The organism is Gammaproteobacteria bacterium, assembly GCA_013003425.1.
Classification (GTDB): Bacteria; Pseudomonadota; Gammaproteobacteria; order Steroidobacterales; family JABDKV01; genus JABDJB01.
In genome coordinates, this window is the sequence record JABDJB010000017.1 from 1 (window position 1) to 17,033 (window position 17,033).

15 protein-coding genes are annotated in these 17,033 nt (G+C 59.3%); 12 read left to right on the plus strand and 3 right to left on the minus strand.

The window, feature by feature from the left end; all coding sequences use genetic code 11:
• The 3 genes from HKN06_03175 to HKN06_03185 form a co-directional block, all read right to left on the minus strand.
• Window positions 1-488 (minus strand): insulinase family protein (locus HKN06_03175; protein NNF60314.1); only part of this gene is annotated, 488 nt, incomplete at its 3' end.
• Window positions 485-1,816, minus strand: coding sequence for an insulinase family protein (locus HKN06_03180; protein ID NNF60315.1), 1,332 nt, complete (start codon window positions 1,814-1,816; stop codon window positions 485-487). The genes HKN06_03175 and HKN06_03180, both read right to left, overlap by 4 nt.
• A 561-nt stretch (window positions 1,817-2,377) precedes the next feature.
• A complete protein-coding gene (locus HKN06_03185; GenBank protein ID NNF60316.1) occupies window positions 2,378-3,751 on the minus strand; it encodes an MATE family efflux transporter in 1,374 nt (457 codons plus the stop codon).
• Window positions 3,752-3,811: 60 nt separating this feature from the next.
• On the opposite strand from HKN06_03185, the gene HKN06_03190 reads away from it, so the two are divergent.
• The 12 genes from HKN06_03190 (at window position 3,812) to HKN06_03245 (ending at window position 17,019) form a co-directional block, all read left to right on the plus strand.
• Window positions 3,812-5,089, plus strand: a complete 1,278-nt coding sequence (locus HKN06_03190) for an acetyl-CoA C-acetyltransferase (protein NNF60317.1) — start codon at window positions 3,812-3,814, stop codon at window positions 5,087-5,089.
• A 105-nt stretch (window positions 5,090-5,194) separates the two neighbouring features.
• Window positions 5,195-6,922 carry an alanine:cation symporter family protein gene (locus HKN06_03195; GenBank protein NNF60318.1) on the plus strand — a complete coding sequence of 576 codons (1,728 nt, stop codon included), beginning with the start codon at window positions 5,195-5,197 and terminating at the stop codon, window positions 6,920-6,922.
• 233 nt (window positions 6,923-7,155) lie between these two features.
• On the plus strand, window positions 7,156-7,764 hold the full coding sequence (locus HKN06_03200) for a TetR/AcrR family transcriptional regulator (GenBank protein ID NNF60319.1): 609 nt from the start codon (window positions 7,156-7,158) through the stop codon (window positions 7,762-7,764).
• Window positions 7,761-10,130: an MMPL family transporter gene (locus tag HKN06_03205; GenBank protein NNF60320.1), complete on the plus strand. Its 2,370-nt coding sequence runs from the start codon at window positions 7,761-7,763 to the stop codon at window positions 10,128-10,130. Before HKN06_03200 ends, HKN06_03205 begins: the two co-directional genes overlap by 4 nt.
• On the plus strand, window positions 10,120-10,923 hold the full coding sequence (locus tag HKN06_03210; protein NNF60321.1) for an outer membrane lipoprotein-sorting protein: 804 nt from the start codon (window positions 10,120-10,122) through the stop codon (window positions 10,921-10,923). Before HKN06_03205 ends, HKN06_03210 begins: the two co-directional genes overlap by 11 nt.
• A 12-nt stretch (window positions 10,924-10,935) precedes the next feature.
• The gene (locus tag HKN06_03215; GenBank protein NNF60322.1) at window positions 10,936-12,141 is read left to right on the plus strand and encodes a hypothetical protein; all 1,206 of its coding nucleotides are present in this window, start codon (window positions 10,936-10,938) and stop codon (window positions 12,139-12,141) included.
• Between the two features lie 235 nt (window positions 12,142-12,376).
• Window positions 12,377-13,711, plus strand: a complete 1,335-nt coding sequence (locus tag HKN06_03220; protein ID NNF60323.1) for a hypothetical protein — start codon at window positions 12,377-12,379, stop codon at window positions 13,709-13,711.
• On the plus strand, window positions 13,704-14,147 hold the full coding sequence (locus tag HKN06_03225) for a DUF3291 domain-containing protein (protein NNF60324.1): 444 nt from the start codon (window positions 13,704-13,706) through the stop codon (window positions 14,145-14,147). Before HKN06_03220 ends, HKN06_03225 begins: the two co-directional genes overlap by 8 nt.
• Window positions 14,148-14,182: 35 nt before the next feature.
• The gene (locus tag HKN06_03230) at window positions 14,183-14,608 is read left to right on the plus strand and encodes a nuclear transport factor 2 family protein (GenBank protein ID NNF60325.1); all 426 of its coding nucleotides are present in this window, start codon (window positions 14,183-14,185) and stop codon (window positions 14,606-14,608) included.
• A gap of 4 nt (window positions 14,609-14,612) precedes the next feature.
• Window positions 14,613-15,689 carry a ferrochelatase gene (hemH, locus tag HKN06_03235; protein ID NNF60326.1) on the plus strand — a complete coding sequence of 359 codons (1,077 nt, stop codon included), beginning with the start codon at window positions 14,613-14,615 and terminating at the stop codon, window positions 15,687-15,689.
• Window positions 15,686-16,381, plus strand: coding sequence for a hypothetical protein (locus HKN06_03240; GenBank protein NNF60327.1), 696 nt, complete (start codon window positions 15,686-15,688; stop codon window positions 16,379-16,381). The genes hemH and HKN06_03240 overlap by 4 nt, the downstream gene beginning before the upstream one ends.
• A 26-nt stretch (window positions 16,382-16,407) precedes the next feature.
• Window positions 16,408-17,019 (plus strand): DUF2238 domain-containing protein, encoded by a 612-nt coding sequence (locus HKN06_03245; protein ID NNF60328.1) that lies wholly within the window; start codon window positions 16,408-16,410, stop codon window positions 17,017-17,019.
• Window positions 17,020-17,033 lie beyond the last annotated feature (14 nt).

Consider the following 17,033-nt stretch of genomic DNA (forward strand, 5'->3'; position numbering starts at 1 on the left):
TCGTCAAGCGCCGGGCGCATTAACAAATCGGCGAGCAAGCCTACGCCGGTCGCGGCATCCTTGCTGAGAAAACTGCCGCTGACGGCCATGTTCTCCAGACCGGCACCGGTATTGAGCGCGCCACCCAATCCTTCGACACTTTCTGCAAACTCTGCTGCACTTCGGTCGCCGGCGCCCTTGCGAAGCAATTCTGCCAGCAGCGATGCGGTGCCCGCCTTGCCGGCCGGGTCGGCCACCGCGCCGCCTCGAATGATCGCTTCGAAACCGACTAACGGCACTTCAGGTTTCTCCAGCAGCAACAGCACGACGCCGTTGTCCAGCACCACGCGCTGGTATTGCGGCAGCAACGGTGGCCGATCGAGATAAACCGAGTAATCTGCTGTTGCGCTGCCAGACGCACCCGCCAGAGATTTTGTCACCGGCATGTTGTCCGTGCTGGCACACCCGGCCAGCGCCAGGCACACCACTGCGTATATCAAGCGCCTCATGCACCCTCCCCGCTTTGCGGAATGACCACACCGACGGTGCGATTGCTCTTGCGCAACACGGCTGCTGCGGCAGCACGAATGTCCTCGGCGGTAACCGCCGCAACCACGTCAGGCGCGGCAAACAACTTGCGGTAGTCACCATGGAATACCTCATAGGTGCCCAGCTGGTCTGCCTTACCGTCGATAGTCGACAGGCTGCGCCAGAAGCCGGCGGTCCACCGGTTCTTTGCTTTTTGCACTTCGGCACCGGTCACGCCGTTTTCGACCACGTCGGCAATGGCTGCATCGATGAGCTGCTCGACACGTGCCGGATCGCCTCCGTTGGGCAACGTGGCAAATATCCAGGTCAGATTGGGATCGAAGCCTTCATGCACATAGGCACCAACGTTGATGGCAGCCTGCTCCTGTTCGACCAGCAGCCGGTGCAGACGGGACGAGTCGCCACGCGTCAATATACTAATGAGTAACTGCAATGCCGGCAGCTGCGGATCACTTGCCGCACCGGAATGCCAGGCCATTTGCAGTAGCGGGGTTTGCGCCGGCAGCGTGAGCTCGATACGGCGCTCGCCTTTTTGTTCCGGCTCAACTGTGCGCAGCGGCGCGGGCGGCGGCTGTGACGGTATTGGACCCAGGTATTTCTCCACCAGCGCAAAACCCTCAGCCGGATCAATATCACCGACCAGCAACAGCGTCAGGTTGTTCGGCGCATAGTAGGTTTTGTAGAAACTCTGCAGGTCTTCCATCGTCCAGCTCTCAATATCAGAGGGCCAGCCGATCACAGGGTTCTGGTACGGGTGTGCGACGAAAGCTGTCGCCTGCAGCTGCTCACTGAGTTTTCCGCTGTTGTTGTTATCGACCCGCAGGCGCCGCTCGGAATAAACCACTCCGCGCTCACTCTCGATTACTTCCGGATCAAACGCCAGGTTGGCTATGCGGTCGGCTTCAAGCTGCAGCACGATTTCCAGCGCTGAGCGTGGAAACCAGTCCTGGTAAACGGTTACATCATCGCTGGTATAGGCATTATTGCTGCCGCCGTTGGAAGACATGATGCGATCGAACTCGCCGGCTTCCCGGCTGGCAGTGCCGTTGAACATCATATGCTCGAAGTAATGCGCTATACCGGTAATTCCAGGGTATTCATTGCGCGCGCCGGCGCGTACCCAGTTGTACAGCGCGATATTCGGAATATCGTAGTCTGGCCAGATGATGACCTTCAGGCCGTTATCCAGCGTGCGGCTCTGCACCTGGTCAGCTTGCGGGCCTGCCAGCGCAGGAACCGCAAGCGTCAGCAGTAATGCCATCAATACATAAAGAAGTCGCTGATTCATTGGCGATTTATCCATTACAGTTCCAGGCGCAAGCCGCGAGGCTAATTCAATAGGACCACGCAGACAACCCGGGATTCCCCTTAAGCGAATTGGCCCAATCAGCTGAATCCCACATCTGCAACTGCGCGACCAACCAGTTCGCGGCTGGTCGCTCGCACATTAGCTGATGTCAACTGATCGCGGCTGGAAGCCGCTCCCACGAGAACCCATCGCCGGCAGTGGCGGCTTGTCGATAGACAATAGTCGAACCGGCCCGGCCGGTTCGAGTCCTTCTACCCCTGCCAACCCACCATCAGCCGCGACGCAAATCAGAACATCTCGACGTCTCAAACGGTTCGCGGCTAAAGCCGCTGCTACAAGAGGTTGCAACCGGTAATGGTGCGGCGGGGAGAGAAGACGGTGTTTGTTTGCGAGCGACTGCGAGCCCGGGAGCCGGAGCGGCAAACAAATGCCGGCTTCTATGCCTGCCGCCAGACACCGGCGCAGGCAGTCGCGGCTGGAAGCCGCTCCCACAGGAAAGCCGCTCCCACAGGTCGCAGGCAGTCGCGGCTGAAGCCGCCCCTATGATTGTGGTTGAACTACGTGCTGCGTTATCCGAAGAAAACGCGATGACAGCAACACCGCGGCTACCGTCAAACCGGCAACCAATGATGCCCACACCCAGATTGGCCCGCTTTCACGCCACACAACCATGTACCACGCCAGCGGGAAGCCTATGCCCCAATAGGAAAACACGCTTATCGCCATCGGTACGGTCGTGTCCTTGAGTCCGCGCAGCGCACCCATCGCAGCAACCTGCACACCATCGGACACCTGAAAAATTGCCGCCATCGACAACAGGCCAAGCGCAATCTGCCTGACTGCAGCATCGTTGGTGTAAAAGCCCACAACAGAATCGGCAAACAACAGCAGCACGATGGCCGAGACCAGCATCAGGGCGGCGGAAACTGTGATTCCGGTCAGTCCGGTGAAGCGTGCGCCATGATGATCGTTGCGGCCGATCTTCTGACCCACACGGGCCATGATTGCCGAGTTTATTCCCAGCGGAATCATGAACGCAGTCGATGCATAGTTAATTGCCACCTGGTGCGCACCGGCAGTCGCGCTGCCCATGCGCCCCATCAGCAGTGCCGCCGCGCTGAACAGGCCGACCTCTGCCAGCACGCCGATACCAATCGGCAGCCCCAGCCGCACCAGCTCATTCAATCGTGCAAAGTCGGGCCACTCAAAGCGCTCGAACAGCCGCAGGGGCGCGTACAGCGCGCGGTTACCGCGAGTCATGTACCACAACATGATCAGCAGCATGACCCACTGCGTCAGCGCGGTAGCGTAACCGCAGCCGACCGCGCCCATAGCGGGAAAACCAAACTTGCCGAACATGAATACCCAGTCGCCGAATGCATTCAGCATCAGCCCCAGGATTGCCACCAGCGCAATCGGCCGGGTATGGCCGATGCCCTCGCTGGTAAAGCGCAGGGCCAGGTACGCGTAAATGGCCGGCAGCCCCCATGCCACTGCCTTGACGTAGTCACGTGCCAGCGGGCGGAACTCTTCCGCGATGCCGATCGCACTCATGAGCGCGCCGGCCTTCATCAATAAAGCGATGCCAGCCAGCGCCAGCGCCTGGCTCAGCCACAGGCTCTGGCGCAGGTAACTGCCGACCTGTGCGCTGCGACCACTGCCAAGCGACTGGGCGGTCATCGGGCTCATCGCCATCAGGATGCCCAGCCCGAACAGAAACACGACAAACCAGGTGGCGTTACCCACGCCGACAGCAGCCAGGTCGCGGGCGCTGATATTGCCGGCAAACACAGTGTCGACAAAAGACATCCCGGCCAGCGCCAGGTTGTTGGCAATGATCGGCGAAGCCAGCAGCAGCAGGTCGACGACCTCGGTGCGGATACGCTGCGGGCGGGTTTGGCCGGAGTCGTTCATAATGAGCCGAGCAAGTTAGCATAAGCCGACTCGCCCGTGACTCCGGAGATCAGAAACGATATGAACACGCCCAGACGCATCGCCATCATTGGCGCCAATCGCATCCCTTTTTGCCGCGCGCACACCGCTTACGCCAAGCTGTCCAACCAGGACATGATGACCGCTGCAATGCAGGGGCTGGTGGATCGCTACGGGCTGAAGGGCGAAAAACTCGGCGACGTGTCGCTCGGTGCAGTCATCAAGCACACCGCACAATGGAACCTGGCGAGGGAGTCAACGCTAGGCTCGGGGCTTGCTGCCGAAACACCGGCTTTCGATATCCAGCGGGCCTGCGGCACCAGCCTGGAGTCGGCCGTTCTCATCGGCAACAAGATTGCCATGGGCCAGATCGACGCCGGTATCGCCGGCGGCGTAGATACGATCAGTGACGCACCAATTGTCTATCCGGATGATTACCGTTCGCTGTTGATGAAAAGTTACCGTGCGCGCAGCACCGTCGACCGGTTGAAACCGTTCCTCGGCGTACGGCCGCGGCATTTCAAACCGGTTACACCGGGCGTGACCGAACCAAGAACTGGTTTGTCGATGGGTGAGAGTTGCGAATTGATGGCAAAAGAATGGAACATCAGCCGTGAAGCACAGGACCAGCTCGCGTTGTCCAGCCACAAGAATCTCGCCCGCGCGTATGAGGCCGGTTTCTACGATGGCCTGGTCACACCGTTCATGGGCATCGAGCAGGACAACAACCTGCGTCGTGACACGTCAATGGAGCGGCTGGCAAAACTGAAGCCCGTGTTCGATCGCAGTGAAAGCGGTACGCTGACCGCGGGCAACAGTACGCCGCTGACGGATGGCGCCGGCTGCGTGCTTATGGCGTCAGAAGACTGGGCGCGCGAGCGCGGGCTCGAAGTCCAGGCATATATGACCTACGCCAGGGTAGCCGCGGTGGATTTCGTCGGCGGCGAAGGATTGTTGATGGCGCCAGCCTATGCGGTATCGGAAATGCTGAAAGACGCCAACCTGTCGCTGCAGGATTTTGACCTCTATGAAATCCACGAAGCTTTTGCGGCGCAGGTGCTGTGCACGCTGGCAGCCTGGGAATCGTCTGAATTCTGTCGTGATCGCCTCGGCCGGCCCGAGGCACTGGGCAACATCGATCGCGACAAGATGAATGTCTATGGCGGCAGTGTCGCGTCGGGGCATCCTTTTGGCGCCACTGGATCGCGGCTGATCGGCATCCTCGCAAAAGCGCTGCATGGCACCGCTGCGCGGCGCGGCCTTATCTCCGTTTGCACCGGCGGCGGCATGGGTGTAACGGCGATACTCGAAGCTGCCTGACCGGCTGATTAACTCCTGCTGCAGTGCGGCGCCGCTTGCACGGCGTACGCACCGGCTGACATTATTGCCCGACGGCAGCAGAACCAGTCCGCAAGGGGGAATACAGTGGAACAATTCAACGCCATCCTGGCCGCAATCGGCTCAGTGCTGTGGCACGAGTACGTGCTGTATTTGCTGCTGCTTACCGGTGTCGTGCTCACCTTCTGGAGCGGTTTCTGCCAGTACCGCGCCCTGACCCACGGCACAAAGGTATTGCGCGGCGTCTACGACGACCCCGACGATCCCGGCGCCATCAACCACTTTCAGGCGCTGTCTGCTGCACTCTCTGCCACCGTGGGCCTCGGCAATATTGGTGGTGTCGCACTGGCAATTGCGCTGGGCGGGCCCGGCGCCGTGTTCTGGATGTGGGTCGTCGGTTTCTTCGGCATGTCGATCAAGCTTACCGAAGTTACGCTGTCGATGATCTACCGCAACACCGACGACCCGGATAATCCTCATGGCGGGCCGATGTGGGTCGTCGACAAAGGGTTAAAAAGACTCAAGCCGGAACTGGCCGGTCTCGGCCGCGCGCTCGGTGTCATTTTCTGCTGCACGCTGCTGGTATCAACGGTTACCGGCGGCAATATGTTCCAGGCCTGGAACGTCGCCGGTCTGACAGAAACCTATTTCGGTGTTCCCGGTGTTGCGACAGGCATTTTCCTCGCGGCTATCGTCGCGATGGTAATCATCGGCGGTATCAAGCGCATCGGTGCAGTAGCCGGTCGGCTGGTGCCGCTGATGGTCGGTATGTACCTGACCGCCGGCATTTACGTACTCATACTTCATGCAGGCGCAATTCCGGAGACGCTTGCCTTGATAGTTCGCTCCGCTTTTTCCTCAACCGAGGCGACCGGGGCTTTCCTCGGTGGAACCGCGGGTTATGCGTTCCTGTTCGGTATGAAGCGCGCGCTGTTCTCCAATGAAGCGGGCCAGGGATCCTCGCCCATCGCGCATTCCGCGGCCAAGACTGATGAACCAGTCCGCGAAGCGGTGGTTGCCGGCCTCGAGCCTTTCATCGACACGCTGGTTGTCTGCACGTTCACCGCTTTGATCATCCTGGTAACCGGGGTATGGAATCGCGGCGCAGAAGGGCAGTTCATCACGCCCCCGGCCATCGTGCCGGTCGAAGCCGGCCAATGGAGCATCGAAGAAACCGAACTGCCGAAGCGCAGCGTTGGTGAGTGGATCGAAGGCGAAGATATTTTCATGCTGATACAGGGCGATGACAATGCCAACACCGGTAACAACCTGCACCGCATAAACGGCACCGTGCTCGCCGGAGCAGACGGCAGCATGATCGCCAGCTGGCGTGATCATGCAAGCACCACGCGACCAAGGCTGCACGAAAACGGGGTTTATGCCGACTATGTCGGGGCGCCGTTGACGGCGCGCGCGTTTGACAGCGTGGTTGATGGCCTGGGCAAGTGGCTGGTCACCATTGCCGCCTGGTTGTTCGCGATCTCGACGATGATTTCGTGGAGTTACTATGGCGAACAGGGCATCGTTTACCTGTTTGGCGAAAGAGCGGTGCTTGCCTACAAAGTTGTCTTCTGCATGCTGATAGTTGTTGCAACGCTGGGTATCGTTACGACTTCAGAAGAGCTCGATAACCTGTCGAGCCTTGGTACCGGTGTGATGCTGGTGGTCAACGTCCCGATCCTGTGGATATTCGGCTACCAGGCGATGCGTGCCTACAAGCACTACATCCACCGGCTCAAGAACGACCAGCTCGGGCCCGAGCATGAAGCGCCCAGCATTGAAGACATCATCACCGGCCGCGATCTGAAGAAGTAGAAACATCCGGGCGGCTGTATTCGCGGCTGAAGCTGCTCCGATAAGCGGCGGTGTCCACGCATTCGTGCGCCATTTGCAGGTAACCCGTTGTTTTTGATACCACGACAGGGTTCCTTGACTTTAGTATTACAACATACATACTGGTCGGTATGTTGGCGCAGCCGCTCTGCCGCCAACGGTATTCACCGGGCCTGTTTCAGGCCGATACATCGTGAGCAATGAGCCGGCACACAATGAACGAGACTGCACGTAACCCCGACCAGACCCGCGAAAGCATCCTGCTCGCTGCCTTCGAAGAGATCTACCAGCAGGGTTTTCGCAAGGCCAGTATCGACAACATCCTGCGACGCACCGGGATGACCAAGGGTGCGCTGTATCACCACTTCCCCAACAAGATGGCGCTTGGCTACGCCGTGGTCGACGAGATCATAGTGCCGCACGGGCAAAGTCGCTGGCAGCGGCTGCAACAGGAAGACCTCAATCCCATCGACACGTTGCTGGAAATTGGTGAAGAGTCAGCGTTTCCCATCGAGCGCGATGTTTCGCTCGGCTGCCCGATCAACAACCTTGCGCAGGAAATGTCCGGTCTGGACGAAGGCTTTCGCCAGCGACTGAACGGCTTCCTGGATCGCTGGCGTAACGTCATTGAAAACGCATTGCGCCGTGGCCAGCGTAATGGCCAGGTACGAACGGATATCAAGCCGCACGAAGTAGCGGCCTTCATGGTTGCAGCGTTCGAAGGCGCTTACGGGCTGGCGAAATGCGCCGGCTGCCAGGATGTACTCGATACCTGCCTCGACGGGCTCAACTCATACGTTAATTCATTACGGGCTGCTTCATGACCGCAAACTGGACCCGATCCGATCACGCCGTCGTCGCTTATGCTCAAGGTTTGCTGCGCTGGCGCTGGCCGGTAATCATCGCAATGCTGATGCTGGTTGCCGCCGCCGGTTATGGCACGCAGCACCTCAGTTTCAACAACAACTATCGCGTGTTTTTCAGCGAAGATAACCCGCAGCGTCAGGCTTTCGACCGCATCCAGGATACTTACACCCGTAACGACACGCTGTTCATTACGGTGGCGCCGGACAATGAAAACGTTTTCGATCGAGAAACACTGACAGCAGTCGCCGAACTGACAGACGCCGGCTGGCAGCTACCGTTTGCGCTGCGCGTTGACTCGATTACAAACTTTCAGCACACGCGCGCCGAACTTGACGACCTGATTGTCGCTGACCTGTTCGCCGACCCCGCGGGTATGAGCGATGCCGAGATCGCGGCTGCGCGTGAAGTTGCGCTGGCCGAGCCGGTGCTGCGCGATCGGCTGGTGGCGCCGGACGGCCGTACTACGGCGGTTTTTGTCAGCTTTCAGCTGCCCGACCCGGAGGAAGACGCCGCACAGGCGCAGGCTGCCGTAACTGAACTGGCCAGTCTCGCGCGTGGCCTTATTAGCGACTACGAGGCGAAATACCCGGGTATAGACCTGCGTATGACCGGCTCGGTGGCGATGAACAACGCCTTTTTTGAGGCTGCAATCAATGACCTGAGAACGCTCGTGCCACTGATGTACCTCGGCATCATCATTGCGATGCTGCTGCTGGTGCGCTGTATCAGCTCGACCCTTGCCACGGTAATTGTCATTGCCGTCTCTATCGTCACGGGCATGGGGCTGGCCGGCTGGCTGGGCATCAAGCTCACCAGCCCGTCCGCATCGGCACCTACCGTCATCATGACGCTGGCGGTTGCCGACGCGATTCACGTTATCGTCTCCATGTTCAACGCCATGCGACGCGGCATGAACAAGCAGCAGGCAATTGTCGAGTCGCTGCGTATCAACATGCAGCCGGTTTTCCTCACCAGCGCGACGACTGCGATCGGCTTTCTCACCATGAATTTCAGCGATGTGCCACCGTTTCGCGACCTTGGCAATATCGCCGCAATGGGCGTCATGGCGGCCTTCGTGTTTTCAGTAGTGCTGCTGCCACCGATGCTGTCGCTACTGCCCTGCCGCAAGACTCCGGCCGAGCACGCCACCACGGTGTGGATCGATCGCTTCGCCGACTTTGTGGTTGAGCGCAGTAACGCGCTACTGGTAGTAATGGCGCTCGCAAGCCTGACAGTGCTGGCATTTATTCCTGCTAACGAGCTCGACGATGAGTTCGTCAAGTATTTCGGTGAAGAAATCGAGTTCCGCCGTGATACCGATTTCACCCTGGAAAACCTCACCGGCATCAGCCAGGTGCACTACTCGCTCGCCACCGGGGAGAGCAATGGCGTGAGTGACCCGCAGTTCCTGCTCAAGCTCGATGGATTTGCCGACTGGTACCGCGCACAGCCCGGCGTCGTGCATGTCAACACGCTCAGCGACACGTTCAGGCGCCTCAACCGCGTGCTCCACGGTGACGACCCGGCCTGGTACCGGCTGCCGGATAATCGTGAGCTGGCCGCGCAGTACCTGCTACTGTACGAGCTGTCGCTGCCATTCGGGCTGGACCTCAACAACCAGCTCAATATCGACAAGTCGGCGACGCAGTTTATAGCCACGACGGAAAACCTCAGTTCAGTCAAGCTGCGCGCACTGATCGCCGACAGCGAACAATGGTTCGCCGACAATGCGCCTGAGCTGGCCACGACCGGCATCGGCATCTCGGTGATGTTTGCCCATATTTCAGAGCGCAATATCCGCAGCATGCTCGGCGGCGCGATACTGGGCCTGGTGCTGATCTCGGGCCTGCTGCTCATCGCATTGCGCAGCGTGCGGATCGGGCTGCTGAGCCTGCTGCCAAACCTGCTGCCGATCGGGCTGGCATTTGGAGCGTGGGGAATATTTGTCGGCCAGGTAAACGTCGCGGCGTCGGTGGTGTCGGGCATGATCCTGGGCATTATTGTCGACGACACCGTGCATTTTCTGTCCAAGTACCTGCGCGCGCGCCGCGAACGCAATCTCGACCCGTCCGGCGCGGTACGTTATGCCTTCCATACCGTGGGCCTGGCGCTGACCGTAACCACGCTTATCCTGATTGCCGGCTTTGGTGTGCTCAGCCTGTCCGAATTCGTGATCAACGGCACCATGGGTGCGCTGACCGCAATCGGTATCGGTATTGCGCTGATTGTCGACTTCCTGCTATTGCCGCCGCTGTTGATCAAGCTCGACCGGCGTCGCACTCCCAAATCAGAAAGCTCAGAGGAACCTGTTTATGCTTCGTAATTCTGTCCTGTTGTCTGTCCTGTTGTCTGTCCTGACGGTCATGCTGGCCGCAGGTGGTGCCGCGGCTGCCGAAGAGGCGGTCGACAAAGGGCTCGCCATTGCCATCGAGGCGGATCAGCGCGATATAGGCTTCGGCGATGCCAGCGCCACGCTGCAAATGATCCTGCGTAACCGTCACGGTGACCAGACTACGCGGCAAATGCGCAGTCGCTCGCTGGAAGTGGCCGACGACGGCGACAAGAGCCTGATGATTTTCGACGACCCGGCTGACGTCAAAGGCACTGCATTTCTGAGTTTTTCGCACAAGACTGGTGATGACGACCAGTGGCTGTACCTGCCGGCGCTCAAACGCGTAAAGCGGATTTCTTCCAGTAACAAGTCGGGCCCGTTCATGGGCAGCGAGTTTTCCTATGAAGACCTGTCGTCGCAGGAAGTGGAGAAGTACACCTACCGATACCTGCGTGATGAGGCTTTTGATGGCCGCGATCACTTTGTGCTCGAACGGGTGCCGGTCGATAAAAAATCCGGCTATCGGCGCCAGGTCGTGTGGATGGATAAAGACGCATACCGGGTCTGGAAGGTCGAGTTTTATGACCGCAAGGATGCCCTGCTGAAAACACTCGTATTCAGCGGTTACCAGCAGTACCTCGACAGGCACTGGCGAGCCGGACGGATGGACATGGAAAACCATCAGACCGGCAAAAGCACAACACTGCTCTTCGAAGACTACGTTTTCGGCAATGGCCTTACTGATGCCGATTTCAATCGCAACAGCCTTGCGAAAGCTCGCTAAGAATCGGCAGCTGTGCTTTTCCGAATCAGGCTGCTATCCGTGTTTCGACTGCTTGGCGCGGCTGTGTTTGTCATTTCCGCCAACCCGGTCGCGGCTGGCGACTGGGGCGGTGATGCCGGCGTGGAGCTGCGCGCTTTTACCAGTAACGCGACGGACCCGGCACAGCACGACAACAATGCATCGGTTTACCTGCAGCCGGAGTATTACCATGACTGGGACGATGGCGATCAGCGCTTTGTAATAACGCCGTTCGTGCGCATCGACCAGGGTGATCCGGAACGCTCGCACTTTGACCTGCGCGAGCTGTACTGGCGCAAGAGTTTTGCCAGCGCAGAATTATCGGTCGGCCTGAAGAAAGTTTTCTGGGGCGTTACCGAGTCGGCCCACACTATCGATGTCATCAACCAGACTGACGCGGTGGAAAACGTCGATACCGAAGACAAACTGGGCCAGCCGATGGTCAATGTCACCCTGCTGCGCGAGTGGGGCACGCTCGATATCTATGTCATGCCGTGGTTTCGCGAACGCACTTATCCCGGTCGCGAAGGCCGGCTGCGGCCGCCGCTTTATGTCGATGAGAGTGGCGCACGCTATGAGTCTTCCGCTGCCGAGAAACACATCGACGTAGCGTTGCGCTGGAGTCACTACTTTGGTGACTGGGACATTGGCATCGCCCATTTCTCCGGCACCAGCCGTGAGCCGCGGCTGATGTTCTTTGCACCGGGCCCGCTACCGGTATTTGTTCCTTTTTACGACCTGATTGAGCAAACCAGCATTGATCTGCAGGCCACCAAGGGCAGCTGGCTGTGGAAGCTGGAGGCCTTCAATCGCAGCGGCCAGGGTCAATCCTTCCAGGCGCTGGCGGGTGGCTTTGAGTACACCCTCGTTGGCCTGTTCAACACATCGGTCGATATCGGCCTGATTGCCGAGTACCTGCACGACAACCGCGCCGGCCAGGCTACGCTGGGCGATGACGATATAGCGGTCGGCTTCCGCGTTGCCTTCAACGATGTGCAGAGTACCGAGCTGCTGGCCTTCAGTGGCATCGACCGCAAAACGAATGAGAGGTTTTCGTCGGTCGAAGGCAGCAGACGCATCGGCCAGAGCTGGAAGCTGGAACTCGAAGCGCGCTTTTTCAGCAACACCCGGCCTGACAGCACCCTTTACACCCTGCGTGATGAAGATTATCTGCAGCTGTCGCTGGCGAAGTTTTTTTAAACAGCTGGGGCAAAAAAACACATTTACAGTTATAGCGTGTAAATTTTCGTTTCGGCTGTAGGCACCGCCCTACAGCAGTGCATAAGTTACTTGTACAACGAGCAGTTACGGTCGCGTTTAGTAATGCCGGGAATTTGCTTGACGATTTGCAATCATCTAGTCTCATGCATGTGCTGGCATAACTACTCTTAAAGAAGCGCGTCACAGACTCGCAGGCACCAGCACGCGGAGGTCTATGGCTATCCTGGCTCAACACTGGCTCGTAATCACTGCCATTTTCATAATGGGAGGCGGGCTGGGGGCATTTCTCACACACCGCATCCAGCGCACGCATAATCGCAATGGACTGGTCCGCTGGGAGAGGCGGCTGCGCGAGACACAACACGAGCATGAAAAAGAGCTCACCCGCTTCAGCCAGACGCTCAGCGCCGCTGAGAAAAAAGAATTAAATCTGCGCAACGCACTGAGGGAGAGTGAAGAAACAGTGCGGTTGCTCAGCGAAGAAAACGTACCGGCGTACGAAAATGAGATCAGGCAACGAAACGAACGCCTGGCCGAGTTGCAGCGCAAGTTATCGCACCAGCGGGCGGAACTGGCAGATGCCAAAGACCAGGAAGCCACTGACCGACGCGAAGTTGACAGACTGCGGGCAGAACTTGCCGCGAAAGACACCCGGATAGACGAGCTGCTGATGCGTAACGCCGAGTTCTCGGGCCTGAAAGAGCTCAACGCCGAACAGGAACGGCGCTACGCCGGCTTGTCCGGCCAACTGGAGACCGAGAGGCAGCAGCGCCAGGCCATGGAAACGGCATTCCGCGAGCGCCTGGAGCAGGAAACGCTGGCTTTGCGAGAAGCACAAAAGGAACTGGAGCGCCTGCACACAAGGGAGCGGGCAGCAGAGCAGAATGCGCCCGACTACCGGGCCGAGCTGGCGGCGCGCGATGCGCGCATCGCAACGATAAGCCTTGAGTTCGATGAGATGCGCCGCAGACTTCCTGCGCTCAACGACGCACTGCGGGAACGCGAAGCCTCGATCGAGGACCTGATCGCCGAACTTTCCAGGGAACGCAAGAAGAACAGGCAGCTACAGCAGGAACGCACCCAAAATGACGCAGCGCCCGAGATATCTCCTCCTGTACGGCACGCCAAGGTAATCAACCTGCGCCCGCACTTAAGAACCGACGCCGTGGCGCGCCATCTCGGCCGCCATGATAGTGCCGCGCAACGTATCTCGGCGGTAGAGAACGAACCCGATGACTGGAAACAGCGGGCTACAACGCGTGCACAGCCCGATAACAACCCGGCCAGCCGGCCAGCCGCAACGAGTCAGCAACACAGCAGCGGTGCAACCGCGCCAGCCCGGCAGGATGACCTGAAGCAGGTTCGGGGAATAGGCCCGGTGCTTGAAAGCACGCTGAATGAGCTGGGGATCGTCTGTTTCGATCAGCTGGCGACGCTCAGCGAAGACGAAGTCGCCGCTCTCGGCAGGTATGACAAATCACTGCCACAAAGGCTGAAGCGCGATCGATGGATCGAACAGGCTCGCAGTTTCATTGCCCCGGATGCCTGATCGCCAGCTGGCGCAGGTAAATATCGGGCGCATGCGCGCCCCGCTCGAAGATCCGCTGATGCATGGCTTCAGCAGCCGCCTTGACGAGATCAATGCTCTGGCCGACCGCAGCCCCGGTTTCATCTGGCGGCTGCAGACCGACGACGGCGACGCAACCGCATTACGCGTATTCAACGACCCGCTGGTGCTGATCAATCTCTCGGTCTGGCGCGATGTCGACTCTCTCCGCTCCTTTGTATATCGCAGTGACCACCGCCAGCTGCTGCAGGGCCGGCGCGACTGGTTCCTCCCCTCATCCGGACCGCATCTGGCCTTATGGTGGCTGGATGCCGGCCATCGGCCCGATGCCGACGAGGCGAAAGAGCGTCTCGAAAAGCTGGCAAGTGCCGGCCCGTCCGCCGAGGCATTTACTTTCGGCACTTTGCCCGCTGGTTGATATCATGCAGCCAGGCATACACTCCAGAGGTCGCCATGCGGCTCTACCTGTTACTCCTGCTGCTGGCATGCGCCAACGCTAACGCCAGCGACGAAGATGCCATCGCGCTGACCGCATTCGACTACATGCAAGGCTGGTACACTGGTAATGCAGCGCAGATGGAGCGCTCACTGCATCCGGACCTGGCAAAAAGACACATAAGCACTGACGAGCATGGTCGCGCACGAGTCAGGCACATGGGTGCCATGCGCCTGGTCCAGCTGACCCGCTCGGGTGTCGGCACCCGCACACCGAAAGAAAAGCAGGCGAAAGAAATAATTATCCTCGACGTTCATGGAGATACGGCCAGCGTGAAGGCGATCATGCACGGCTGGATCGACTACCTGCACATGGTTCGTATCGACGGGCGCTGGCTGATAGTCAACGTGCTGTGGGACCTGAAAGACGGCAGTTCGCTTTAAGCTCATGTCACGATATCGCGGCCAGCCAGATTACCGTCACGACAGCACACCGACGACCGGCGTGCTGCTCAACAACCTTGGCACACCGGTGGCGCCAACCACAGCGGCTGTGCGACGCTACCTCGCCGAGTTCCTGTGGGATCCGCGAGTCGTCGAGGTACCGCGACCACTGTGGTGGCTGGTGCTGCACGGAATCATTCTACGCACCAGGCCGGCCCGCTCGGCCGCAGCCTATCGCAAGGTCTGGAGCGATGCCGGCTCGCCGCTGCTGGTCAATACACTCAAACAACGTGACGCACTGCAGAAGTTGCTGCCCGCTGATGTCAACGTCGTTGTCGGCATGCGTTACGGACAGCCCTCCATAGCCAGCGCCCTGGCAAAGCTGGAAGAGCTCAACTGCAGCCGGCTGCTGGTGTTGCCGCTCTATCCGCAGTACAGCGCGACTACCACAGCTTCGACCTTCGACGAGCTGGCCGCTCAGCTGCAGCGCATGCGCAAGATACCGGCGCTGCACTTTGTCGACAGCTATCATGACAACCCCGCCTATATCAATGCGCTGGCCAACAGCATCCGCGAACACTGGGATACGCGTGGACGCCAGGTCCGGCTACTGTTCAGCTATCACGGCATCCCACAGCGTTACCGCCTGGCCGGGGATCCTTACCCGTGTTTCTGCCACAAGACGACGCGTCTGGTTGTAGAGCAACTGGGGCTCGCTGACGATGAGTGGGGCATCGCCTTCCAGTCACGCCTCGGGCGCGAGGAATGGCTGCGGCCCTATACCGACGAAGTGCTGGAGCAGTGGGCACAATCCGGCACCAGCGATGTCGATGTCGTTTGCCCCGGCTTTGCCGCGGACTGCCTGGAGACACTGGAAGAAGTCGGTATCCAGTATCGCAACCTTTTTGTCGACAAGGGTGGCAACACTCTCAGCTATATTCCGGCGCTCAACTATCGCGACGATCACATGCGCTGCCTGCACGACATTGTCGCTGCCGGTCTGCACGGCTTCGGTGAAAGCCCCGCTGCTGACCCGCAGTTCACTCTGGAACGGGCACGCAGCCAGGGAGCACCAGGATGATCGGCCGTTTTCTCGAGCTTGGGCTGCCCAGCGCCAGCGTTCTCGACTCCATCGGATTCTACGAGGAGCTCGGCTTTCGCCAGCTCAATACCGGTGATATCTGGCAGTACCCTTATGCGGTGTTGAGTGACGGCCGGATCAACATCGGCCTGCACGACGCGCCGCTGGCGGCACCGATGCTGACCTTTGTTCTGCCGGATCTGGCCAGTGAAATCATCGAATTTCGCTCTCGCGGAATTGACTTCATCACCGCCCAAACCAGTGACGATCAGTTCAATGAGCTGGTTTTTGCCGACCCCGACGGCAACCACGTGCGTATCATCGAGGCGCGGACTTTTTCCCCGGCTCACTTCGAACAGGTCGAGTCCAAATGTGGCCGCTTTCGTGAAATCACCCTGCCGGTCCGCGACCTGGAAATGGCAGCCGCCTACTGGCAACGGCTGGGGCTGGATGAGCTCGGCTCGGCCGACGAGCCGCACCCGCACGTCTGGTTGCGCGGCGACGGAATTGTTATCGGCCTGCACCAGTCTGCTGCGATGAAGCAGCCGGCACTGAGTTTCCAGTCTGAAAACCTGTCAAAACAGCTCGCAGCGCTACGCCATATTGGCATCGAAACCACGACTGATGCGCCGATCGGCGTCGCTGCCCTGGCAACACCCGAGGCAGTGGCAATCTATCTGCACGGCCTGTGACCGCAACCGTCATTGATTCCGGTCGGATGATTCGCAAAAGCGTGTGGCTGGGTATTTTTTTCGTGACGCTGGTGTGGTCGGGGATAAACCCGAAGGACTATGTCACCTGGGGACTGGAAGTCGCGCCCGCCGTCATCGGCCTGGTTGTCCTCGCGCTGACGGCAGGAAAATTCCCGCTCACGCCGCTGGTTTACACCCTGATACTTATCCATGCGGTAATCCTGATGGTCGGCGGGCACTACACCTACGCGGAAGTGCCTCTGTTTGACTACTTCAGGGACTGGTTCGGTTTCGAGCGCAACAACTACGACAAGCTTGGTCATTTTGCCCAGGGATTCGTGCCGGCGCTGATTGCCCGTGAAATTGTCCTGCGGCTGCAGGTAATCAATGGCCGGAGCTGGATGGTGTTCCTGATCCTGTGCGTCTGCCTGGCGATCAGCGCGGCTTACGAACTGCTCGAATGGGGGGTTGCCCTGCTGAGCGATGAGGCCGCCGATGCTTTCCTGGGCACCCAGGGGTATGTGTGGGACACCCAGTCCGACATGGGTTTCGCGTTACTCGGCGCGAGTATTGCACTGCTGACATTATCGCGCTGGCACGACCGCATGCTCGAGCGCCTGCCGGAACCGCCAAACTGACCAATCCGTAGCGG

Coding starts and splice junctions, on each gene's coding strand:
- HKN06_03180 (NNF60315.1), bottom strand. CDS start 1,816: ATGAATCAGCGACTTCTTTATGTATTGATGGCATTACTGCTGACGCTT.
- HKN06_03185 (NNF60316.1), bottom strand. CDS start 3,751: ATGAACGACTCCGGCCAAACCCGCCCGCAGCGTATCCGCACCGAGGTC.
- HKN06_03190 (NNF60317.1), top strand. CDS start 3,812: ATGAACACGCCCAGACGCATCGCCATCATTGGCGCCAATCGCATCCCT.
- HKN06_03200 (NNF60319.1), top strand. CDS start 7,156: ATGAACGAGACTGCACGTAACCCCGACCAGACCCGCGAAAGCATCCTG.
- HKN06_03205 (NNF60320.1), top strand. CDS start 7,761: ATGACCGCAAACTGGACCCGATCCGATCACGCCGTCGTCGCTTATGCT.
- HKN06_03210 (NNF60321.1), top strand. CDS start 10,120: ATGCTTCGTAATTCTGTCCTGTTGTCTGTCCTGTTGTCTGTCCTGACG.
- HKN06_03220 (NNF60323.1), top strand. CDS start 12,377: ATGGCTATCCTGGCTCAACACTGGCTCGTAATCACTGCCATTTTCATA.
- HKN06_03225 (NNF60324.1), top strand. CDS start 13,704: ATGCCTGATCGCCAGCTGGCGCAGGTAAATATCGGGCGCATGCGCGCC.
- HKN06_03230 (NNF60325.1), top strand. CDS start 14,183: ATGCGGCTCTACCTGTTACTCCTGCTGCTGGCATGCGCCAACGCTAAC.
- hemH (NNF60326.1), top strand. CDS start 14,613: ATGTCACGATATCGCGGCCAGCCAGATTACCGTCACGACAGCACACCG.
- HKN06_03240 (NNF60327.1), top strand. CDS start 15,686: ATGATCGGCCGTTTTCTCGAGCTTGGGCTGCCCAGCGCCAGCGTTCTC.
- HKN06_03245 (NNF60328.1), top strand. CDS start 16,408: ATGATTCGCAAAAGCGTGTGGCTGGGTATTTTTTTCGTGACGCTGGTG.